This window comes from Mesorhizobium sp. P2_D1, from assembly GCF_056404455.1.
Genome location: NZ_JBFUDZ010000001.1, coordinates 172,635 through 193,754, shown reverse-complemented (window position 1 = coordinate 193,754; position 21,120 = coordinate 172,635). Strand labels below are relative to the sequence as shown.

Below are 21,120 nucleotides of genomic sequence, written 5' to 3'. Positions count from 1 at the left end.
AGGCAATTGACTCTTGACGCAAACCGCGTAAAAGCCGGCACCGAACAGGACGTTTTCGATGCGCGGCCTTTTGATGGCTCCTCTTGCATTCGATTTCCCTGGCCACAATGCAAATCATTGGGCCGGGCGCGTTGTCGCGTCTTCTCGTTCCAGCAAAACCGTGTTCTTGGCCAAAACTGGCAAAACCACCACCAAAACGGTGTGATTCCCTTGGCCTAACCACCCTCTCCCGGGTCCGGCCCGGGGGACGGAACCCGCTTCGGCCGGCGGGTTTTCTCCAAAAACCGAGCGGAGAGGGACAGGAGATCTTATGAGTTTCAAGGTTGCGATCGTCGGTGCCACGGGCAATGTGGGCCGGGAAATGCTCAACATACTGGAAGAGCGCGGCTTTCCAGTGAGCGAAGTTGTGGCGCTGGCCTCGCGGCGCAGCCAGGGCACGGAAGTGTCGTTCGGCGACCGCACGCTGAAGGTCAGGGCGCTCGACCAGTATGATTTTTCCGACACCGACATCTGCATCATGTCGGCCGGCGGCAACGTCTCCAAGGAATGGTCGCCGAAGATCGGCAAGCAGGGCTGCGTCGTCATCGATAACTCGTCAGCCTTCCGCTACGACCAGGATGTGCCGCTGATCGTGCCGGAAGTGAACCCGGACGCGATCTCGCTGTTCACGCGCAAGAACATCATCGCCAACCCGAACTGCTCGACGGCGCAGCTGGTGGTGGCGCTGAAGCCGCTGCATGATTTCGCCACCATCAAGCGCGTCGTCGTCGCCACCTACCAGTCGGTGTCGGGCGCGGGCAAGGAAGGCATGGACGAGCTGTTCACGCAGACCCGCGCCGTGTTCGTCGCCGACCAGGTCGATGTCAAGAAGTTCACCAAGCGCATCGCCTTCAACGTCATTCCGCATATCGACGTCTTCCTCGACGACGGCTTCACCAAGGAAGAGTGGAAGATGGTCGCCGAGACCAAGAAGATGCTCGACCCCAAGATCAAGCTGACGGCGACCTGCGTGCGCGTGCCGGTGTTCATCGGCCATTCGGAAGCGGTCAACATCGAGTTCGAAAAGCCGATCACCGCCGACGAGGCGCGCGATATCCTGCGCGAGGCGCCGGGCTGCCAGGTCTTGGACAAGCGCGAGGACGGCGGCTACATCACGCCGCTGGAATCGGCCGGCGAGGACGCCACCTTCATCTCGCGCATCCGCGAGGATTCGACGATCGACAACGGCCTGTCGATGTGGATCGTCGCGGACAATCTGCGCAAGGGCGCGGCGCTCAACGCGGTGCAGATCGCCGAGCTGCTGGTCGAGCGCGGCCTGATCCAGCCGAAGAAGAAGGCGGCTTAGGTTTCGCTCACGGGCCGTATCGCCGCTGCCGCGGCTGGCCCTCCGCGGGGGCGCCGGAAAGCCGGCGGCCCGCGGTCGCAGGCTCGGCCTTCGGCCGGGCGTTTCTTCCTTCTCCCCTTGTGGGAGAAGGTGGATCGGCGCGTAGCGCCGAGACGGATGAGGGGTGTTCCAGCGGAATGAGACGTTGGCGTTCCCTTCATGACTAACACTCAGCCCTTAGATATCATCCTGCGTCCGGCCATCGGTTCGGACGCAACCGCCATCGCAAAGCTCATGCGGGCGGCGCTTGGGTCGTTCGACTGGATGCCAGTCATCCATACGCCGGACGAGGACCTTGGCTTCATCCGCGATGTCGTGCTGCCACGGCAGCAGGTGACGGTCGTTGGGGCCGGCAAGGCCGTTGTCGGCTTCATTGCCATCGGCGGTGAATGGGTGGAGCAGCTCTATCTCGATCCGACCTGGACGGGACAAGGCATTGGCAGCCGGTTGCTGATCAACACGACAGCCGCCTTGCCGGTGGTCAGGCTGCACTGCTTCCAAGCCAATACCGGCGCCCAGCGCTTCTATGAGCGCCATGGCTTCGTTGCCGAGGGTTTTGGCGACGGCACCAACAACGAGGAATGCCTGCCTGACATCCTCTTTGTCCGCAGGCGTTGATTCAGCCGGCGCTGTCCTTGGCCAACTGGCGCAGCAAATCCAGTGCCTCCTCCGCCCGGTCGGCGGGGACGAACAGATGATCGTGATAGAAAGCCGAGACCGGGTTGACGCCCATGCCAGCGGCGGCCAGCCGTGTGGTAATGGCGGCGAGGAAGCCGACGGCTTCCAGCGACGAATGGATGTTCAGCGTCACCATCCGGCAGCGGAAAGAAGCGGTCAGCCCCGCAGCGCTGGCCGCATCCTCGGTCACGATCAGCGTCACGCCCTCGCGCTCGCGAAAGATCATCATCGGTGCGAGGCCTTCCGGCTGGGCAATGCCGGGCGCCAGCGTGGCGAAGACATAGGTGCCGGCCAGCAGTTCCGGCGTCATCGATGCCAGCAGTGTCTTCAGATCGGTCTCGCCGGGCATTTTTTCCTCTCTCGCCTGATACAGGACGCAGGCCCTTCAATATCTTCCGCCGAAGGATGCCGATAGTGGCACGGCTGCAGGCACGACATGGCGATGTCGCTGACGGCTGAGCTTGCCCGCCTGTTGCCTCGCACAATAGCGAAGCTGAGGGCCGATGCCGGTCCGTGAAAAGGTCTTTCGATGATCGTTCGCCCGCGCCCCACCTTCCTGCAGCTGTTCTTCGTCATGCGCGGTTCGGTGGTGCCACGCATCCTGCCGCAGATCCTGGGTTTCGCGCTTTATTCCGCGGTCATCCTTGCCGCGGCGCGCCAGTTCCATCTCGATTTCAGCGTCTTCAACATCACGCCTTTTGGGTTGGTTGGCGTCACGTTGTCGATCTATCTGTCGTTTCGCAACAACGCCGCCTACGACCGCTGGTGGGAGGCGCGCAAATTGTGGGGCACGCTGGTCTTCGAAATCCGCAATCTGGCGCGTGCCACCACCAGTCTCATCGCCGATCCGGCCGAACAGCGCGCGCTGCTGATGGAGGCGCTCGCCTTCTGTCATTTCCTGCGCGGCCAGTTGCGCAAGATCGACAGCATGAAAGACGCCCGTGCGTTCATCGCCGCCGAGGCGGATACGGCCGCGAACTTTGCCAACCCGGCGGACGAGATGGTCAGGCGCATGGGCCGGCGCGCCAACCTGCAGCGCCGGGCCGGTCAGCTCGATCCGATCGGGTTCCGCATCCTCGATGAAAGGCTGGCATCGATCACCGCCATCCAGGCGGGCTGCGAGCGCATCGCCGGCACGCCCTTGCCCTTCGCCTATACGCTTTTGGTGCATCGCACGGCTTACATCGTCTGCCTGCTTCTGCCCATCGGCCTGATCTCGACCGCCGACTGGGCGACGCCACTGTTCACGGCGCTGATCGCCTACACCTTCTTCGGCCTCGACGCGCTTTCGGAAGAACTCGAGGATCCGTTCGGCACCGAGGCCAACGACCTCGCCCTCGACGGTCTCTGCCGCGTCTGCGAAATCTCGGTATTCGAAGCGCTGAGCGAGACGCCGCCGAAGATGCTGCCGGCCGAGAAGTTCTATTTTTCTTAGGTGCTCGACACAGGGTTCTGTCGGCCGCCGCGATGTGGAAGCGCGAACGCTGGCGAAGGATCGCAGCAGAACGGCTTTGCTGCCACCGGCGCCAAAAAGAATCCTACCCGTGTCGGATCGCCGACGCATACCGCGTCCTTGGCTTGACCCCAGTGTATAGGGCTCGAAACTTGGAGGAAACACTATGAGCATTTCCGAAACCGCGCCCGTCTCGGCGGGCGCCCTGTGGACCGGCCGCGCACTCAGCGGCGTCATCGTGCTGTTCATGGTCTTCGACGGCGTCATCAAACTGCCGCCGCTCGACATCGTCACGCAGACGATGGTGCCGCTCGGCTGGCCGGCCGACGTCAATGTCGCGCGCATGCTCGGCATCGTCGGTTTGATCTCGACCGCGCTCTACGCCCTGCCGCGCACCTCGCTGCTCGGCGCCATCCTGCTCACCGCCTATATGGGCGGCGCCATCGCCACCAATGTGCGTGTCGACAACCCGCTGTTCTCGCACACGCTGTTCGGCGTCTATCTCGGCGTCATCCTGTGGGGCGGCCTGTACCTGCGCGACCCCCGGGTGCGCGCACTGATCCCGTTCAGCCGATAGATACGAAGGAGAGAGAAATGTTCGGCACCATCCTCATCATCCTGGTCGTCATCATCGCCGCCGTGCTTATCTATGCGGCAACACGGCCAAACGATTTCGTCACCACCCGCACGGCCAGCATCAAGGCCCCGCCGGAAGCGATCTTTCCGCTGATCAATGATTTCAGCCGCTGGCCGACATGGTCGCCTTACGAAAAGCTCGACCCTCAGATGAAGCGCACGCTCTCCGGCCCGACAAGCGGCAAGGGCGCGGCCTATGCCTGGGAAGGCAATGCCAAGGCCGGCAAGGGACGTATGGAGATCACGAATTCGGTGCCGTCCTCGCTGGTGTCGCTCAAGCTCGACTTCGAGAAGCCGTTCAGGGCCAACAACAGTGTCGACTTCACTCTGAAGCCTTCGGGCGACAACACCGCCGTCACCTGGGCGATGCGCGGCAGTCGGCCCTTCATCGCAAAGCTGATGGGCCTGTTCATGAACTTCGACACTTTGATAGGCAAGGATTTCGAGGCCGGCCTCGCCTCGGCGAAAAATAGACTTGGGCGGGCGGCGTTCAAACAAAAACGGCGGGCACAGGCCCGCCGTTTTCGTGAATGCGATACGGCAATACTTATTCGGCGGTGGCGGCTTCCGCCTCGGCCGGCGCAGCTGCAGCGGCCGCGACAGCGGCGGCAGCGTCTTCCTGCGCCTTCTTCAGCAGAGCAGCCCGTTCCTGCGCCTTCTTGCCCGGCTCGGCCTTCTTCGGGTTGGAGCGGGCGTCGCGCTTGGCAAGGCCGGCCTCGTCGAGGAAGCGCAGCACGCGGTCGGTCGGCTGGGCGCCATGCGACAGCCAATGCTTGACGCGGTCGGCGTCGACCTTGACGCGCTCGCCGTCCTTAGGCAGCAGCGGGTTCCACGAGCCGAGCGACTCGATGAAACGGCCATCGCGTGGGGAACGGGCGTCGGCAACGACAACGTGGTAGTAAGGACGCTTCTTCGAGCCCGCACGGGCCAGTCGGATCTTCAAGGGCATTTCTTTTCTCCTAAAAACTCTGATTTCGTTAGTTGGTTTGTGGTTTTCGTTATCCCAAAGCCGCTGCGCAGTTTTGGGCGATATGCACTGGTTTCTCAGCCGGCTTTCGTCACACCGTTGGAAGCGGCGATCTGTTCGTGGTGGCGGATCACTTCGCGGACGACGAAGTTGAGGAATTTCTCCGCGAAATCCGGGTCGAGATGCGCATCCTTAGCCAGCTGGCGAAGGCGGGCGATCTGCTGCTGCTCGCGCGCCGGGTCGGCCGGCGGCAAGCCATGCGTCGCCTTCAGCACGCCTACCGCCTTGGTGCAGCGGAAGCGCTCGGCCAGCATGTGGATGAGGGCGGCATCGATGTTGTCGATCGAGGCGCGATAGTCGGCCAGGATGATGCGTGCGTCAGCCATGTCCTTTTCTTCGTTCATCGCGTCCTCACTTCTTCTTGCCAAGGCCGGGCAGGCCGCCACCGCCCATGCCGGGAAGCCCCGGAAGCTTCATGCCGCCGGGCAGACCAGGCAGGCCACCGCCGCCGGGAAGACCGCCGGGCAGGCCCTTCATGCCGCCGAGGCCGGCCGCCTGTGCCTGCTTCTGCAAGGCTTCGAGCTGCTTGGGATCCATCTTCGACAGGTCGGGCATGCCGCCGCCCATGCCCGGCATCATGCCGCCGAGGCCCATCTTGGAGGCAAGGCCGCCCATCATGCCGCGCATCAGGCCGCCGCCTTTGCCCTTGCCGCCCATAGCCTTCATCATGTCGGCCATGCCGCGATGCATTTTTAGGAGCTTGTTGATCTCGGCGGCGTCGGTGCCGGAACCGGCGGCGATGCGCTTCTTGCGCGAGTGCTTGAGGATATCGGGGTTGGCGCGCTCGGCCTTGGTCATCGACGAGATGATGGCGAGCTGGCGGCCGAACATCTTGTCGTCGAGACCGGCAGCGGCCATCTGGTCCTTCATCTTGCCCATGCCGGGCATCATGCCCATGATGCCACCCATGCCGCCCATCTTCGACATCTGCTGAAGCTGGCCGGCGAGGTCGTTCAGGTCGAACTTGCCCGACTGCATCTTCTTGGCCATCGCCGCCGCCTGCTCAGCGTCGATGTTCTCGGCTGCTTTTTCGACAAGCGAAACAATGTCGCCCATGCCGAGAATGCGGTCGGCGATGCGCTTGGGGTGGAATTCCTCCAGCCCGTCCATCTTTTCGCCGGTGCCGATCAGCTTGATCGGCTTGCCGGTGACGGCGCGCATGGAAAGGGCAGCACCGCCACGGCCGTCGCCGTCCATGCGGGTCAGCACCAGGCCGGTGATGCCGACGCGTTCGTCGAAGCTCTTGGCCAGATTGACGGCGTCCTGGCCGGTCAGCGAGTCGGCGACCAGCAGGATTTCGTGCGGGCTCGACACCTTCTTGATGTCGGCCATCTCGACCATCAGCGGCTCGTCAATATGGGTGCGGCCGGCGGTGTCGAGAATGACGATGTCGTGGCCGCCGAGCTTGGCCGCCTGGACGGCACGCCGCGCGATGTCGACCGGCGACTGGCCATCGATGATCGGAAGCGTCGCCACCTTCACCTGCTCGCCGAGCTGGCGCAGCTGCTCCTGCGCGGCCGGGCGGCGCGTGTCGAGCGAGGCCATCAGAACCTTCTTGTTCTGACGCTCGGAAAGGCGCTTGGCGATCTTGGCCGAAGTGGTCGTCTTGCCGGAGCCCTGCAGGCCGACCATCATGATGACGACCGGGGCCGGCGCGTTGAGGTCGATGGCGACGCCCTCGGCGCCGAGCATCTCGACCAGCTCGTCATGGACGATCTTGACGACCATCTGGCCGGGCTTGATCGACTTGACCACGGCGGCGCCGACGGCCTTCTCGCGCACCTTGTCGGTGAAGGAGCGCACCACTTCCAGCGCCACGTCGGCTTCGAGCAACGCACGGCGCACTTCACGCAGCGCGGCCGAGACATCAGCCTCCGACAGCGCGCCGCGGCCGGTCAGGCCGTTCAGGATGGAGCCAAGGCGCTCCTGAAGCGATTCAAACATCTTGCGTCCTTTGATCCCGGTTCATTCGACCCGAGAGGTAATGCGTTCGCGCCAGGTCGCCAAGCAAAAGCCAAAACCAAAAAGCACCCGGGGGCGCTCAGCGCTGCCGGGTGTTGGCCTCCAGGATCGATTTACAGCACTTCACCTCAAAGAGGCTTCGGCGTCCTGGTCGGCTTGCTCGGAGGGATACTCGTCGCGGAATTCGGGGCGTGTAGACAGGAAATCGGCGGCAGAGTCAAGACAAGGCCCGGTTGACGCCCATGCCGATCGCGTCGCCCGAGCGGAATCAATTCGCGCCGCTCGCTTCCGAACGGTCGGCCGTGACCTTGAGGACCGAGCGTGGATGCAACAGCAACGCAACCGTCAACAGGCTGCAGGCGATGCCGATAAAGGCAATGAGAATTGCATCCGACACCATCCAGCCCGGCCCTTCGAGCGGCTTGGCGCTGAACAAGGCGAAGGAATTGTAACTCTGCTGGTGTGAGATCAGTAGGAAGCCGCTCAGATTGTTGCCGAGATGGGCGCCGAACGTAGCCCCGAGATTACCGGTGGCATAGACCACAAGCGTCAAAAGCAGCGCGAAAGCGGCGACCGAGGCCAGCACGCAGGCGTTGATGGCCGCCGACGAGTTATTGCTCCAATGTAGCGAGGTGAACAGCAGGGCCGGCAGCAACGCCCAGATGAACGGGCTCTTGAACCGGTTGGCGAGACCGCGCAGCAGATAGCCGCGAAACAGCACCTCTTCCGAAGATGTCTGCAGCAAGGTGAGCGCGACGATCGGGATCAGGAACAACAGCCAGGACGACAGGCTGATCGGGCCGCGCGCAATCTCGGGCTGCAGCAGATAAAGCAGGATTTCGGACAGAAACGAGGTGATCAGCACCGCGATCAGCCCCTTGAGGAAGCCCGAGCGCGAAACACGACGGCTGACGCTGAAGAGTGCCGACAGCTTCTCGCCATGAACCCAGCGCATGGCGATCCACAGGCCGATCCAGATGCCGGCAAAAGAGGTGAGCGCGGTGAGGATGCCGATCGGCGAGGCGAGGAAGTCCTGCATCGCTCCATCGGCTGACGGAGCCGCAGATGCCTGCCAGGTGAAGAAGAGATAGGCGCCGCCGAACAGCACGGCCACGGTCGTTGCGGCCCAGAACAGGACGACGATCGCCGTTCCCACGAACAGGCGCGGCAAGGTCGTCCTGGCATTCGGCGAATGCCGGTAGCGTTCGAAGTCGGCAGGGTCGATCACGCGAATTCCTTGGGCAAGTGCTTCAGGTCGCATGATCTAGGAGATCGCCGTCTCGCGCGCAATCATGTCCGTTCGGCGAGCGCCGGCGCCGACTTCGACGACTCTCGAACCGATCCGACGTGGCGACATGCTGGAAGGGCGACCGCCGCTGCACTTCGCAGCGGTCACCCCGTTAACGTCAACGCACCACGTACATGATGCGCCGTGTCGACGGATCGACCAGTGCCGGCTGGCCGTTCACATACACATAGCGATAGCTGTAGTCCGGAATTTCGCGCAGCTCGACCGTGTCGGGCAAGGTCGCGCCGGTCACCACCTCGCCATCTAGATAGACGGGGTCGAGGCGATGCGCGCCGACATAGGTTCTGACCTCGGTCGGAGGCGGGGGAAAGGCATCGTTGAGCGGATCGCTGGCGATGATCGCTCCGGTGTAGTCGGTCGAGTAGCCCTCCGGCGGCGAGACGATCGCGACTCTGGAACCGTGCGGCCGTTGCGTCAGCACCACCCGGCTGCCGCCGAAATCAGCCGTCACATAGTCGGAATAGACCCAGCCCTGGCCGCCGGCTTCGGCGATTGCGCACCACTTGCTGTTTTCGATGCAGCCATTGAGCGTCGCCGACTGGCCGGCGGCGAGCACGCCAATCACCGGATATTGCGGACCGGGGCCGGCGCGCACGTTAAGATCGGTGACGGCGGATACAGCGGTGTCGGCAAACGCGGCGCCCGACATGATCGTCAGCATTCCAGCGACTGCGGGAAACAATACGGATCTCATGGTTTTCTCTCCGTTTTCATGGTCCCTCGCCAGCGAAAACGGGGCAGTGGCGCATGCGTTCCCGCTAAAACGCCTGCGCCAACTCACGATTTGTTCCGGCTTCCCTTGGCAAATCAGTCAGAAGTTCGTGAACGAAGGCCAATTTCCGCGCCGTGACATCTGAAATGACGAAGGGGTAGAGGTCGGGCAGGCCCATGCAGCGGTTGATCGAATTGGAGGCTTCCGACAGCACCAGCCAGCGGGCGAGGATCTTTTCAAAAGGCTCGGGTGCTGCGGCAGGCTCCGAGGGCGCCGCCTGCAATCCACCGCCGGTGTCGCCTTGCGGCAAGTCGTTGGCCTCCACGGTCTCAAGCCGGCCGAGCGGGAAGTTCAGCGCATGGACCATTTCCAGCGTGTCGGTGATGTGCAGGTGGTGGGCCCAGGTTTCCGCCCAGTCCTCCCACGGATGCGAAGTGGCATAGGCCGAGATGTGGCTTTGCTGCCAGTCGGGTGGCGCGCCGCTCGCATAATAGGTCTTCAGCGCCTGTTCGTAATCGGCGCGTTCGTCGCCGAACAGCGCACGAAAGGACTCCAGCCTCTGGGGATCGTCGCGGATCAGGCGATCCCAGTAGTAATGGCCGAGTTCGTGGCGGAAATGGCCAAGCAAGGTGCGATAGATCTCGCCCATCTCGATGCGCCGCCTTTCGCGCTCGGCCGAGTCGGCTTCGGCGACGTTGAGCGTGATCAGGCCATTGTCGTGGCCGGTCAGGATGCGCTCGCCGCCGGGACCGCCGCCGATCGGATCGGCCAGCAAGTCGAAGGCAAGGCCGACCTCGTCCGCAGGGTTCTGCTTGGGCGCGACCGGCAGTCCGACGGCGAGCAGCGAATAGATGGCACGCTTCTTCGCCGCCTCGACGCGGATCCAGCGGCGGCGATTGCCGTCGACCGACAGATCCGGGATCAGCTGGTTCAGCACGCAAGCGCGGCAAAAAGCCTGCCCCGGCTCGGCCATCCAGTTGCAGGCGCATTCATCCGCATTGGTGCACTGGAAGATGCCGTCGACACCCGACAGCGCAAAACGCGCATGCTCGGGATCGTAGAGCACGAAGGTCGAGCAGTTCAGGCACTGGGCGTTCTCGAAATAGAGGCGGTGGCCGCAATGCGGGCAGTCGAAGAGTTTCATGTTGGTCTCAAACCTTCAGAGCCAGCATATAGGTGCACGGCGGCCCGTGCCCAACGCGAACCGCCGGCCGGTGTCCCGATCGAGGCTATTTCGCCGCAAGCTGGGCGGCGACGTGTCTCGCCACCGCTTCGCCCGACAGCCTTGCCCCACCGCAGGTCTGGATGAGCGGACCGGCGAGGTGCTCGCCGGCGAAGAAGATCTTTTCCGCTACCGGCTGCATCAGCGTCGCACGGGCCAGCGAGCGGCCGGGTCGGGCTGCAGCGTAAGCGCCGCGCACGAAGCGCTCGCCGCCCCAATTGGTCATCATGGCGCGCGCCACGTGCTTGCGGGTGTCGCTGCCGAAAATGCCGCACAGCCGGTCGACGACGAAGTCGATGCCCGCCGCCTCGCCCGCTGCCGATATCTCCCAGGCGAAGTCGCCGCCGACGAAGCCGACCATCAGGTCGAGGTCGAAAGGGAAACACAGGAAATAGATGTCGTGCCGGGCCATGCGCTCGATCAGAAGATCGTCGAAAGGCTGCAGGCCGAGCCTGGTGCCCCGGATCTCGACCGGCAATTTGGTCAGCATGCCCATCGGCAGGTCGAAAAAGGCGCCAAAATGCGTGTCGGGAAGGGCGGGCGAGAATTCGATCTCCTCAAAGGCGAGCACCGCCGGCGAGGCCGTGACGATGACCGCTTTGGCGCGGATGGTGCCGCGATCGGTGACGCAGGCGACATCAGGTCCGTCCCAGAGAATCCTGCGCACCGGCGTCGACAATTCGACCGGCAGGTCAGCGCCGAAACGGGCGACCAGCGCACCAAAACCTTCCTTGCTGAAATAGTTGGGGTCGAGATCGGCGGCGGCTTGGAAGTCGAGGATCGAAATCTCGTCCTCGTCGGCGCCGAAATCCATCGGTCCGGCGAAGGTTGCCGCGGCGCGCGGCGCGTGGCCCTTGGCGAGCAGCGCCGAAAGCCTATCGTCGTCGCCCTGCTTCACCTCATGCTTGGCCAGCAATTCGAACAGCCGCGCGTCGGCCGCCTTCATCTCGGCTTCCTCGGCCTCGCTTGCCTTGCGCTTGCGATAATAGAGATGGTCGACATTCATGTCGTGGTGATGCAGCGTCCAGCCGGCCGCCTGGGCTTCTGGAAAATAGGGGTTGCGGTCAGCGGCGTGCAGCCAGGCGCAGCCGATGTCGAAGGGGATGCCGAAATGCTGGTCGCTGGTCCATGCGCGGCCGCCGATGCGGCCCATCGCTTCGAGCAGCTTGAAGGAGAGGCCGGCTGCCTGCAAGGTCCTGGCCGCGGCCAGACCCGCCGAGCCGGCGCCGATGATCACGACATCAACGTCTTCCATGGCTATTTCGCCCCCGCCACAATATTCACTTGATCGTAGGCAAATTCCCCGGCATTCGCCAGCACTGCAGCAGAGACAGTGACAAGTGCGGGTTTCGCTGGCAAATTCGCAAACGGGACGTGATTCAGGCAATCAGGAGAGAAAAGCATGGCGTTACTTGCCAAGGGTAGGATTTTTGTGACCGCGGTGGTGGCGGTGCTTGCGCTGGCGACGGGCGCACAGGCGGCGGCCAGCTGCGGCAAGACTGGCGCCGGCTTCGAAGCCTGGAAGCCGGAGTTCGCCGCGGAGGCCAGGGCCGAAGGTGTGGGCCCCAAGGGTCTTGCAGCTCTGGCCGGCGCGACCTACGCAACAAGGACCATCTCCGTCGACCGCGGCATTCACAAGGCTTTCAGCGGCTCAGTGGAAGATTTCATGAAGCGCCGTGGCGGCGCTGCGATCATTTCCAAAGGCCGTGCGCTGAAGAAGTCGAACGCGGCGCTGTTCGACAAAATCGAAAGCAACTATGGCGTGTCGCCAGGCGTGCTGCTCGCCATCTGGGGAATGGAGACTGGCTTCGGTTCGGCGATGGGCAACCAGAATACGGTCTCTGCCATTTTGACGCTTGCCTACGATTGCCGCCGCCCGGAATTCTTTTACCCACATGCCATTGCGGCCCTGAAGCTGGTTGATCGCGGTGCGTTGACCTCCTCGTCGGTCGGCGCTGCACATGGCGAGATCGGCCACACGCAGTTCCTGCCCGGAAATGTCTTGAAGTATGGCGTCGGCAGCGGAAACCTGCGCGACAAGGCGACTGCGCTGGCTTCCACCGCCAACTTCCTCAAGGGTCATGGCTGGCGGGCCGGTGCGAGCGCGCAGTCCAATATCGGCGCCATTGCCGGCTGGAATTCCGCCAGCGTCTATCAACAGGCCATCGCCCGCATCGCCACGGCGATCGATGGCGATTGAAGAGACGTCTCTGTAAAAGATCTCCGCATTGCAGAAAGCCCGGCCATGCGCCGGGCTTTTCTATTGATGCTGACGTGCTAGCGTCGACCGCAACTTCCTGCGCGGCCATGGCTGGAACCCCGGTGCCGGTTACAGTCTGGGCGAGACCGAGCTGTGACTGAATGAGAAGGCTTTCGCATCAAAGCCAGGGAATGGGAAGAATCGGGGGCGCAAGATGTCTAGGGTCGTTCAGAAGGTCGGCCAGCGCGGCAGCTTGAAATGGATCCAGCGCGCGGTGAATAGAGCTCCACGCGTGCTCAGCGAGCCCCTTGGTGAATTTGTTGCTACTGCAGCGTCGACGGTTTGGCTGTCACCGATAGCGAATGATGACTACGCAGAATATCGTGATCGCGATTTTCTTGATCTGGTCGGTGTTGGTGAGTTGTCCGGTCGTCTCTCGGAGTATTGGCCCCAACGCGGACCGCAGTGGGACGCGCTTGGCAGGACGAGTGCAGGAGATATTCTGCTGGTCGAGGCGAAGGCGCATATTGCCGAGTTGTGTTCGCCAGCCTCATCGGCCGGTCCGAGATCGCGCATGGTCATCGAGAAAGCGCTGGCTCAGACTATCGAATATCTCGGAGCAAGACCGCGCGCGCCATGGGTCGATGTATTTTATCAATTGGCAAACCGGCTTACCCATTTGCACTTCCTTCGTCGCGAGGGGTGCAAAGCTTGGCTCGTGCTAGCGAATTTCGTCGGAGACCGGGATATCGGAGGACCCGAAACAAAAGCGGAGTGGGAGGCCGCGTACAAGGTCGTCCACCATATCATGGGACTTTCCGAACGACATGCTCTCAGTCGCTATGTGGTCCACATCTATCCGCATGTGTCAGACTTAGATATTTAGCCGGCAGATTATGACTCGCGTCGAGCTAGCAGTCCAAAACCGGCCAAAGCCGGGTTTGGACATGCCATATGATGGTCAACTCTTGCGGCTGCGTGCCGCCAGGGTGCGCAGCCTCAGCGCATTGAGGCGGATGAAGCCGGCGGCGTCCTTCTGGTCGTAGGCGCCGCGGTCGTCCTCGAAGGTGACCAGTGCATCGGAATATAGCGTCTTCTTCGACTTGCGGCCGGTGACCATGACGTTGCCCTTGTAGAGCTTGAGGCGCACCGTGCCCTCGACGTCTTCCTGGCTCTTGTCGATCATCGCCTGCAGCATCAGCCGTTCGGGCGCGAACCAGAAGCCGTTGTAGATCAGCTCGGCGTAGCGCGGCATGAACTCGTCCTTCAGGTGCGCGGCACCACGGTCGAGCGTGATCGATTCGATGGCGCGGTGGGCTGATATCAGGATGGTGCCGCCCGGCGTCTCGTAGACGCCGCGCGATTTCATGCCGACGAAGCGGTTCTCGACCAGGTCGAGCCGGCCGATGCCGTTGCCGCGGCCGAGATCGTTGAGCGCTGCCAGCATGGTGGCCGGCGACAGTTTCTTGCCGTTGAGCGCGATCGGGTCGCCCTTGAGGAATTCGATCTCGATCTCGGTGACCTTGTCCGGCGCATCCATTGGCGAAACTGTGCGCTGGTGGACGAATTCCGGCGGCTCGCTCCACGGGTCTTCCAGCACCTTGCCCTCGGAGGACGAATGCAGAAGGTTGGCGTCGACCGAGAACGGCGCGTCGCCCTTCTTGTCCTTCGGCACCGGTATCTGGTGCTGCTCGGCGAAATTGATCAGGTCGGTGCGCGACTTGAACGACCAGTCGCGCCATGGCGCGATGACCTTGATGTCGGGGTTCAGCGCGTAAGCCGAGAGCTCGAAGCGAACCTGGTCGTTGCCCTTGCCGGTGGCGCCATGCGCAATCGCGTCGGCGCCGGTCTCCCTGGCGATCTCGACCAGATGCTTGGAGATAAGCGGCCGGGCGATCGAGGTGCCGAGCAGGTAGGTGCCTTCATAGACGGCGTTGGCGCGGAACATCGGGAAGACGAAATCGGACACGAATTCCTCGCGCACGTCGACGACGCGGATGTCCTTGATGCCCATCATCTCGGCCTTGCGGCGAGCCGGCTCGAGTTCGCCGCCCTGGCCGAGATCGGCGGTGAAGGTGACGACTTCGGCGCCGAGTTCGGTCTGCAGCCATTTCAGGATGATCGATGTGTCGAGGCCGCCGGAATAGGCGAGCACGACTTTCTTGACGTCTTTTGCTTTTGACATTTGGCGGTTCCGCGATCACGAGTTCTCGGCGGGCGAGGTATCACGCCGTTTCCGGGCTGCGCAAGAGACGAACGCCGCGGACCGTTGGGTCAACGGGATACGATCCGGGGGCGCTGGATCAGCCTTTCAGCCGTCCAGTTGCTGGCAGCGATGGTTCGTATCCATTATAGGCTTGCGTGTTCCCGAGCCAAAGGGCTGTCCATGTCGTTCATTCCAGACACCGCCACGCTGATCCAGTTCGCCATCGCCACCGTGATCCTGGCGATCACGCCCGGACCGGACATGACCTTGTTCGTCTCGCGCACGCTGAGCCAGGGCCGCGCCACCGGCTTTGCCTCGATGGCGGGCGCGCTGTGCGGCACGCTGATCCACACCACGCTGGTGGTGGTCGGTGTCTCGGCGCTGATCGTCGCCTCGCCGATGGCCTTCTTCGTGCTGAAGATCTTTGGCGCCGGCTATCTGGTCTTCCTCGCCTGGCAGGCGATCACCAGGGGCTCGGCGTTTTCGCCGGAAAAGAAGACGGGGCCTCAGATTTCGCTGTTGCGCAGCTGGGCGGCGGGGCTCGGCGTCAATCTGCTCAACCCGAAGATCATCCTGTTCTTCATGACCTTCCTGCCGCAGTTCGTCTCCGCGCATGATCCGAATGCGCCGGGAAAGCTGTTTTTCCTCGGCGCGATGTTCATCGTGCTGTCGATCCCGGTGACCGCGCCGATGGTGCTGGCTGCGGAAAAATTCTCGGCGGCGATGAAGGCCAGCCCGCGCGTGACGCGGGTGGTCGACTATCTCTTTGCCGGCGTGTTTTCCGCCTTCGCTCTCAAGATCCTGACGGCCCAGGCGAAGTAGGCGCCTTCTCATCCTTCAACCACCAGCTTCCGGCCCAGCGCCCGGCGCTGAGCCAGTAGAAGATCCCGCCGACCATGCCGCCGCCGACCACCGCCATGATGGCGCTGGTCTCCCTGACCGCGAAAGCCGAGTCACGGGCATTGTCGACCAGGCCGAGGAAAACGGCCGCGACCACCGCGCCCGCCAGCGCATAGAACAACCAGTCGCGCCGACCAAGGATCTCGGCAAGCAGGATGACGATCGCCGCCGGCATGAAGGCGAAATAGGCGACGAACAGGGCGACGAACGGAATTGAGAAATACAGCGAGGCGGTTGCCGTCGGGTGCGCGTGCTCCGGCATGTAGCCGAGCGAAGCCAGGAACAGGATGTTGAGGAAGGCGCTCGCCGCCAGCGACGCCACCGCATACCCGAACAGGATGACGGCGAAACGGACGAGGTAAGCAATGAGGCGACTCATCCCGGATCCCGGCGTGTGAGGTGACCGGACTTACGCCCGGCCAGAAGCCAGTAGACCGAACCGGCGGCAATGCCGGCCGTGGCCAGGAAACCGAGATAGCCCGGATTGAAAACAAAGCTTCCGGCCGAGCGCGGGATGGACACACCAAAGGCGGTGGAGGTCACCGCACCCGTGGCTGCAAAATAGAACCATCCTCGAAGCGACAGCCGTTCGGCGACAAAGATCGCGGGGCCGACAATCAGCAGCGCGCCGACCATCACGGTCAACACGGCGAGCGGGAACGAGCCCAGCCAGTCGAATGCGAAGATGATCGACCAGTTGCCGTCTTCTATCCCTTCCAGAAGAGCGATCAGCAGCACCGGCACCAGGATCGAGGTCAGCACACCGGCAAAATAGCCGACTGCTATCGTGGCGAAGCGTTTCAGCCAGGCTAAGCGGCGGCTCACGCCTCGCCGTGCCCCGCAATCATCATTGCTTCCAGGGCCAGCCGGTCGACCTTGCGCATGCGCTCGGAGTCGGACTTCAGCTGGCCGCAGGCGGCCAGAATGTCGCGGCCGCGCGGCGTGCGGATCGGCGAGGCATAGCCGGCATTGTTGATGTAGTCGGCGAATTTCTCGATCGTCTCCCAGTCCGAGCACTGGTAGTTGGTGCCCGGCCACGGGTTGAACGGGATCAAATTGATCTTGGCCGGAATGCCCTTGAGCAGCTTGATCAGGCCTTTGGCGTCCTCGATGGAATCGTTGACGTCCTTCAGCATCACGTATTCGAAGGTGATGCGCTTGGCGTTGGACAGGCCGGGATAGGCACGGCAGGCGGCGATCAACTCCTTCAAAGGGTACTTCTTGTTGATCGGCACCAACAGGTCGCGCAGGTCGTCGTTGGTCGCGTGCAGCGAGATCGCCAGCATGACGCCGATCTCCTCGCCAGTGCGCAGGATTTCCGGCACGACGCCGGAGGTCGAGAGCGTGATGCGGCGCTTCGACAAGGACAGGCCGTCGCCATCGGAGGCGATCAGTAGTGCCTTCTTCACTGCCTCGAAATTATAGAGCGGCTCGCCCATGCCCATCATGACGATGTTGGACACTTTGCGTCCCTCGGCCGGCACGATGGCGCCGTCCGGTGTATCACGATCGGGAAAGTCGCCGAGCCGGTCGCGGGCGGTGAGCAACTGGGCGAGGATTTCCTCCGCCGTCAGATTGCGCACCAGCTTCTGCGTGCCGGTATGGCAGAACGAGCAGGTCAGCGTGCAACCGACCTGCGAGGAGATGCAGAGCGTGCCGCGCCCTTCCTCGGGGATATAGACGGTCTCGATCTCGACCGGCCTGCCGGCGCCGCGCGGCGGAAAGCGGAACAGCCATTTGCGGGTGCCGTCGGAGGAAATCTGCTCCTCGACGATCTCCGGCCTGGCAACGGTGAAATGCTTCTCGAGTTCGGCGCGCAAATCCTTGGAGATGTTGAACATGCCGGCGAAGTCGGAAACGCCGCGCACATACATCCAGTGCCAGAGCTGCTGGGCGCGCATCTTCGCCTGGCGCTCCGGCACGGTGCCGGATGCCACCAGGGCCTCGCCGAGCTCGGCCCGCGTCAGGCCGATCAGCGACTGCTTTTCCGGCTGTGCGGCGCGGGCGCGCAATGCATCACGGGCGCCATCGGCGGTGAGATCGAATGAAAGGGTCATGGTTGCACTGATATAAGCGGTTTGCGGCCGATTTCACTTATCGGGCCGGACATGAAGCGCGGCGCATAGCACAGGTTGGGGGCGGAGTCATGCGGGGAGAATGCAACCCGATGCACGCTGGCTGACGGTCTGTTGCGATCATCCGGCGGCCTTGCCCTACCTTCCCGCCTCAAAGGAACCGATCACATGGTCGTGTTTGCGTAACGTTTCCCATCGCGCCTTCGAAATCAGAAGGGGGCAACCATGCCCCTACAAAATGGGAGTATGCAGAATGAACTCTATCAAGCTTGCCGTTATTGCCGGCCTCGTCGGCCTATCCGCCTCGCAGGCATTTGCCGAAGACGCGATGGGCACGATGACCATGATGAAGGGTGGAGAAGTGATGGCGATCATGCCGGACGGGCATATGGGCACCATGATGCCGGATGCAAAGATGGGCGCCGAGATGATGAAGATGGCAAAGCCAATCAAGCACTGCATGATGATGATGACCGACGCCAAGGGCAAAGCCTTCATGATCGATACGTCGACCAAGAAGGCTCAAGCCGAATGTGAAAAAATGGCCATGTAAGACTGAACCGTCGGCACACAGGCCGGCCCGAAAATGCAAAAGGCCGGGCTCTTCGGCCCGGCCTGTCATGCAAAACGACGCTTTGGCAAATCGAAGCTTCGCCTATTTGCCTATTTGCATTTGGCGATCGAGGACAGCGCCGCCGAAATACCCTTCAGCGAGAAGACATAGGAGGTTGGATTGCCGCGGCCGGACTTCGCCGTAACCTTCATGTCGGTGCCGGTCTTCATGGCGGCGATCAGCACCGGTTCCTCGGCGGCGTTCTCGACCCAGGCCGACTTGCCCCGCGTGAACATCGAGAACGACTTCTTGTCGATGGTGACGGTGGCCTTGGAGCCTTCCTGGAAGGTGTAGCCGGCGATGAATTGCGGCTCGTAGGACACTTGCTGGCCGGGCCGCTGGCTGACGAAGAAGAACATGTCGCCATGGTCGAGCGTCGGCGGCTGCTTGTCGGTCGGCACGGTCAGGACATAGCAGACCTTGCCGCCCGATGCCTGGTAGCTGTAGGTGCCCCAGGCATTGTGCTGACCGATCTTGGTCGCCGATTGCGCCAGTGCCGGCGCTGCCACGGCCACCAGGACCAGGCTCGAAACTGTAGCAATCAATCCGCGCATCGTTTTTCCCGTATTCCAAAGGTGCGGCGGCAGGCCGGCTTGGCGTCCTGCCCGTCGCTTCATTTTGATTTAATCTGGGTTACCAAACGGTGAATTTCCTTTGAGAAAAGGACCCGCACCCCAGGAAACCGCCGCCATTCCCGCGCCGCCGCCTTGCGAGCGGGTGGCGCGACGTCCCTTTCGCGACTTGGAGGCCACGAAAGCGGCAAGAGTTTGACTTTTTGCCTTGCCGCCAAACGCAGGCTCCAAAGGCATTTGCGCGGGCGCCGGCCTGCTCAGCCCTTGTCGGCGATGGCGTCCTTGGCAGCCTGCCGGTGCGCCGGCGTGATGTGGGCGCTGACAGCGGTGATCGCGGCGGTGAGCACGGCGATGTCGTCGGTGAAGCCAAGCCCGAGGACGAAGTCGGGGATGACGTCTACCGGCAGCACGAAATAGCCGAGCGCGGCGAGCAGAATGCCCTTGGCGCGCAGCGGCGTGTTCTTGTCCATGGCGCAGTAATAGGCGGCCACGACCTCTTCCATGAAGGGGATCTGCCGCGCGGCCTTCTTCGCCGTGCGCCAGAATTTCTCGCGCACTTCGTTCTCGCCGCCGAGCTTGCCGCCGAAGCCGAAGAAGTCAAAACCGGATTGTTGCGCCATCAGTTTCTCCTTGCGAGCGTCCATGCGCATTCCAGCGCATGCCCCGCGAGCGGAAATGTGGTGAAACCCGACCCGGGCTGCAAGATGCCGGCGCCGATTTGGCAAACCGCTGGGGTTCAGCCACCAAAAAAGCGGTTCATCTTCTTCGCCAAATCGATATCGAGCGCCGTCACGCCACCGGCATCGTGGGTGTTCAGCGTCACGTCGACGGTCTTGTAGACATTCGACCAGTCGGGATGATGGTCCATCTTCTCGGCGGCCAGTGCCACGCGGGTCATGAAGGCGAAGGCTTCGGAGAAATTCGCGAAGGTGAACGTGCGCTTGATCGAGGCGCCATCGGCAGCCAGCGCCCAGCCGTCGAGCCCGGTCAACGCTGCGGCGACTGCTTCCTTGCCCAGTTTCTCTCTCGTCATGTCAGCTTCCCATGCTATTTCGACTGAAGTCGTCACCATAGCGTTGGATCGATGAGCGCGAAGCCCATAAATTCCATTCTTTTCGTCTGCCTCGGCAACATCTGCCGGTCGCCACTGGCTGAGGGGGTTGTTCGCGCCGCGCTGTCAGAGCGCGAATGGGGCGGGGATATGCTGCTCGATTCAGCCGCAACCAGCGGCTGGGAGGTCGGCTCGCCTCCCGATCCACGCTCGATCGCGGTTGCGGTGCGTCACGGCATCGACATTTCCCGGCAGAGGGCGCGCAAGGTCACGCCGGAGGATTTTCACCGCTTCGACCTGATCCTTGGCATGGACCGGTCGAATGTTAGTGACCTGAAGGCGCTGGCGCCGGCGGCCATGCATGACCGGGTGCACCTGTTTTTGGAGTTCGCCAAGGGCAAAGCGCGCGACGTGCCGGACCCCTATTATGACGGAGCGGAAGCCTTCGCCTCGGTCTACCGCATGATCCGCGAAGCGTCGGAGGCGCTGGCGATAAGGCTGGAAGCACGGGCGTCCTTGCCCGACAGCGGCCAGGCTTCCTCGACGATGTAGGGGCCGCCGCCGACCGAATCGCGCGACGACATCAGCACGAAACGGCCGATGCGAAACGGCAGTGTCGAGAAATTGCCGCGTGCCGAGAGATACTGGGCGACGTCCAGCGGGGTCGAATTGCGCAAGCGAGCCAGCGTCACATGCGGCATGAACTTGCGCGGATCAGCGGGAATGCCGAGCCGCTGGCAGATGCGGTCGATCTCTCCTTGAAGGGCGGCAAGATCGGGCGAGGCGGAGGCGCCCGCCCACACCGCGTGCGGCTTTTTCTGGCCGAAAGCGCCGACGCCGGACAGGGTCAGCGGGAAGGAGGGGCGGTGGACGCGGTCGAGTGCGTTGGCGATCTCGTCGGCGACATGACCCGGTACATCGCCGATGAAGCGTAGCGTCAGATGATAGTTTTCGACGTCGATCCAACGGGCCCCGGGCAGGCCGCCCCGCAGCAGGGACAGCGAAAGGGCGGCGTCACGCGGTATTTCGAGGGCGGTGAAAAGACGCGGCATGAAGAGCCTCCCTTCCTCGAATCGAATATTAGCCCTAGCGAATCATCGAAAATCAAACGGAGCAAGAG

25 protein-coding genes and 1 pseudogene are annotated in these 21,120 nt (G+C 62.8%); 10 read left to right on the top strand and 16 right to left on the bottom strand.

The annotated features are described in order from the left end of the window. The first annotated feature begins 310 nt into the window (after positions 1-310). Positions 311-1,345: an aspartate-semialdehyde dehydrogenase gene (locus AC1D0I_RS01035; RefSeq protein ID WP_095083968.1), complete on the top strand. Its 1,035-nt coding sequence runs from the start codon at positions 311-313 to the stop codon at positions 1,343-1,345. A 198-nt stretch (positions 1,346-1,543) separates the two neighbouring features. Continuing rightward, positions 1,544-2,002, top strand: a complete 459-nt coding sequence (locus AC1D0I_RS01030; protein WP_477392485.1) for an N-acetyltransferase family protein — start codon at positions 1,544-1,546, stop codon at positions 2,000-2,002. 1 nt (position 2,003) lies between these two features. Here AC1D0I_RS01030 and AC1D0I_RS01025 read toward each other — a convergent pair whose 3' ends face one another. Next, complete coding sequence (locus tag AC1D0I_RS01025) at positions 2,004-2,411, bottom strand: ACT domain-containing protein (RefSeq protein WP_477392483.1); 408 nt, start codon at positions 2,409-2,411, stop codon at positions 2,004-2,006. 180 nt (positions 2,412-2,591) lie between these two features. Here AC1D0I_RS01025 and AC1D0I_RS01020 point away from each other — a divergent pair, with 180 nt between their 5' ends. From AC1D0I_RS01020 to AC1D0I_RS01010, 3 genes and pseudogenes are all read left to right on the top strand, one after another. Then, positions 2,592-3,497 (top strand): bestrophin family protein, encoded by a 906-nt coding sequence (locus AC1D0I_RS01020; protein ID WP_477392481.1) that lies wholly within the window; start codon positions 2,592-2,594, stop codon positions 3,495-3,497. A 184-nt stretch (positions 3,498-3,681) separates the two neighbouring features. Beyond that, complete coding sequence (locus AC1D0I_RS01015; protein ID WP_477392479.1) at positions 3,682-4,092, top strand: DoxX family protein; 411 nt, start codon at positions 3,682-3,684, stop codon at positions 4,090-4,092. Between the two features lie 17 nt (positions 4,093-4,109). After that, a pseudogene (locus AC1D0I_RS01010) lies at positions 4,110-4,619 on the top strand (SRPBCC family protein); the annotation flags it as partial. 79 nt (positions 4,620-4,698) lie between these two features. Here the strand turns inward: AC1D0I_RS01010 and rpsP are convergent. The 7 genes from rpsP to AC1D0I_RS00975 all read right to left on the bottom strand — a co-directional run bounded on the left by rpsP (position 4,699) and on the right by AC1D0I_RS00975 (position 11,638). After that, positions 4,699-5,100 carry a 30S ribosomal protein S16 gene (gene rpsP / locus AC1D0I_RS01005; protein WP_107651942.1) on the bottom strand — a complete coding sequence of 134 codons (402 nt, stop codon included), beginning with the start codon at positions 5,098-5,100 and terminating at the stop codon, positions 4,699-4,701. A 95-nt stretch (positions 5,101-5,195) separates the two neighbouring features. Then, the gene (locus AC1D0I_RS01000) at positions 5,196-5,522 is read right to left on the bottom strand and encodes a chorismate mutase (protein WP_477224730.1); all 327 of its coding nucleotides are present in this window, start codon (positions 5,520-5,522) and stop codon (positions 5,196-5,198) included. A gap of 7 nt (positions 5,523-5,529) precedes the next feature. Further along, positions 5,530-7,122, bottom strand: coding sequence for a signal recognition particle protein (gene ffh, locus AC1D0I_RS00995; RefSeq protein WP_477392477.1), 1,593 nt, complete (start codon positions 7,120-7,122; stop codon positions 5,530-5,532). Positions 7,123-7,408: 286 nt separating this feature from the next. After that, complete coding sequence (locus AC1D0I_RS00990) at positions 7,409-8,401, bottom strand: lysostaphin resistance A-like protein (protein ID WP_477392475.1); 993 nt, start codon at positions 8,399-8,401, stop codon at positions 7,409-7,411. Between the two features lie 145 nt (positions 8,402-8,546). Next, positions 8,547-9,143, bottom strand: a complete 597-nt coding sequence (locus AC1D0I_RS00985; protein WP_477392473.1) for a DUF1236 domain-containing protein — start codon at positions 9,141-9,143, stop codon at positions 8,547-8,549. Between the two features lie 64 nt (positions 9,144-9,207). Further along, positions 9,208-10,305: a zinc-binding metallopeptidase family protein gene (locus tag AC1D0I_RS00980; RefSeq protein WP_477392471.1), complete on the bottom strand. Its 1,098-nt coding sequence runs from the start codon at positions 10,303-10,305 to the stop codon at positions 9,208-9,210. Between the two features lie 85 nt (positions 10,306-10,390). Next, positions 10,391-11,638, bottom strand: coding sequence for a flavin monoamine oxidase family protein (locus AC1D0I_RS00975; RefSeq protein WP_477392469.1), 1,248 nt, complete (start codon positions 11,636-11,638; stop codon positions 10,391-10,393). A 147-nt stretch (positions 11,639-11,785) separates the two neighbouring features. Between AC1D0I_RS00975 and AC1D0I_RS00970 the strand changes: the two genes are divergently transcribed. Together AC1D0I_RS00970 and AC1D0I_RS00965 are read left to right on the top strand one after the other, a co-directional pair. Then, positions 11,786-12,583, top strand: a complete 798-nt coding sequence (locus AC1D0I_RS00970) for a lytic murein transglycosylase (protein ID WP_477284365.1) — start codon at positions 11,786-11,788, stop codon at positions 12,581-12,583. A 214-nt stretch (positions 12,584-12,797) separates the two neighbouring features. Continuing rightward, positions 12,798-13,469, top strand: a complete 672-nt coding sequence (locus AC1D0I_RS00965; RefSeq protein WP_477392468.1) for a hypothetical protein — start codon at positions 12,798-12,800, stop codon at positions 13,467-13,469. Between the two features lie 75 nt (positions 13,470-13,544). Here the strand turns inward: AC1D0I_RS00965 and AC1D0I_RS00960 are convergent, their stop codons facing one another. Beyond that, on the bottom strand, positions 13,545-14,768 hold the full coding sequence (locus AC1D0I_RS00960) for an argininosuccinate synthase (protein WP_477392466.1): 1,224 nt from the start codon (positions 14,766-14,768) through the stop codon (positions 13,545-13,547). 201 nt (positions 14,769-14,969) lie between these two features. Between AC1D0I_RS00960 and AC1D0I_RS00955 the strand changes: the two genes are divergently transcribed. Further along, on the top strand, positions 14,970-15,611 hold the full coding sequence (locus AC1D0I_RS00955; RefSeq protein WP_457152054.1) for a LysE family translocator: 642 nt from the start codon (positions 14,970-14,972) through the stop codon (positions 15,609-15,611). On the opposite strand, the gene AC1D0I_RS00950 is transcribed toward AC1D0I_RS00955, so the two are convergent. Genes AC1D0I_RS00950 through rlmN form a run of 3 tightly spaced genes read right to left on the bottom strand, consistent with a single transcriptional unit; the run spans position 15,583 to position 17,746 of the window. Continuing rightward, the gene (locus AC1D0I_RS00950; protein WP_457152053.1) at positions 15,583-16,068 is read right to left on the bottom strand and encodes a hypothetical protein; all 486 of its coding nucleotides are present in this window, start codon (positions 16,066-16,068) and stop codon (positions 15,583-15,585) included. The genes AC1D0I_RS00955 and AC1D0I_RS00950 overlap by 29 nt on opposite strands. After that, positions 16,065-16,514 (bottom strand): hypothetical protein, encoded by a 450-nt coding sequence (locus AC1D0I_RS00945; RefSeq protein ID WP_477392464.1) that lies wholly within the window; start codon positions 16,512-16,514, stop codon positions 16,065-16,067. Before AC1D0I_RS00945 ends, AC1D0I_RS00950 begins: the two co-directional genes overlap by 4 nt. After that, on the bottom strand, positions 16,511-17,746 hold the full coding sequence (rlmN, locus tag AC1D0I_RS00940; protein ID WP_477392462.1) for a dual-specificity RNA methyltransferase RlmN: 1,236 nt from the start codon (positions 17,744-17,746) through the stop codon (positions 16,511-16,513). The genes AC1D0I_RS00945 and rlmN overlap by 4 nt, the downstream gene beginning before the upstream one ends. A gap of 100 nt (positions 17,747-17,846) precedes the next feature. Here rlmN and AC1D0I_RS00935 point away from each other — a divergent pair, with 100 nt between their 5' ends. Continuing rightward, a complete protein-coding gene (locus AC1D0I_RS00935; protein WP_477392460.1) occupies positions 17,847-18,317 on the top strand; it encodes a hypothetical protein in 471 nt (156 codons plus the stop codon). Between the two features lie 110 nt (positions 18,318-18,427). Here AC1D0I_RS00935 and AC1D0I_RS00930 read toward each other — a convergent pair whose 3' ends face one another. From AC1D0I_RS00930 to AC1D0I_RS00920, 3 genes are all read right to left on the bottom strand, one after another. Further along, the gene (locus AC1D0I_RS00930) at positions 18,428-18,931 is read right to left on the bottom strand and encodes an invasion associated locus B family protein (protein WP_457152049.1); all 504 of its coding nucleotides are present in this window, start codon (positions 18,929-18,931) and stop codon (positions 18,428-18,430) included. A 275-nt stretch (positions 18,932-19,206) separates the two neighbouring features. Beyond that, complete coding sequence (locus AC1D0I_RS00925) at positions 19,207-19,569, bottom strand: YkvA family protein (RefSeq protein ID WP_477392825.1); 363 nt, start codon at positions 19,567-19,569, stop codon at positions 19,207-19,209. A gap of 116 nt (positions 19,570-19,685) precedes the next feature. Continuing rightward, entirely contained in the window at positions 19,686-19,982 is a 297-nt protein-coding gene (locus tag AC1D0I_RS00920) for a 4a-hydroxytetrahydrobiopterin dehydratase (protein WP_095084392.1), read from the bottom strand. Between the two features lie 51 nt (positions 19,983-20,033). Between AC1D0I_RS00920 and AC1D0I_RS00915 the strand changes: the two genes are divergently transcribed. Further along, positions 20,034-20,552 carry a low molecular weight protein-tyrosine-phosphatase gene (locus AC1D0I_RS00915; protein ID WP_477392458.1) on the top strand — a complete coding sequence of 173 codons (519 nt, stop codon included), beginning with the start codon at positions 20,034-20,036 and terminating at the stop codon, positions 20,550-20,552. Here the strand turns inward: AC1D0I_RS00915 and thpR are convergent. Further along, positions 20,456-21,052, bottom strand: coding sequence for an RNA 2',3'-cyclic phosphodiesterase (gene thpR, locus AC1D0I_RS00910; protein WP_477392456.1), 597 nt, complete (start codon positions 21,050-21,052; stop codon positions 20,456-20,458). The two genes, AC1D0I_RS00915 and thpR, sit on opposite strands and share 97 nt — an antisense overlap. Positions 21,053-21,120 lie beyond the last annotated feature (68 nt).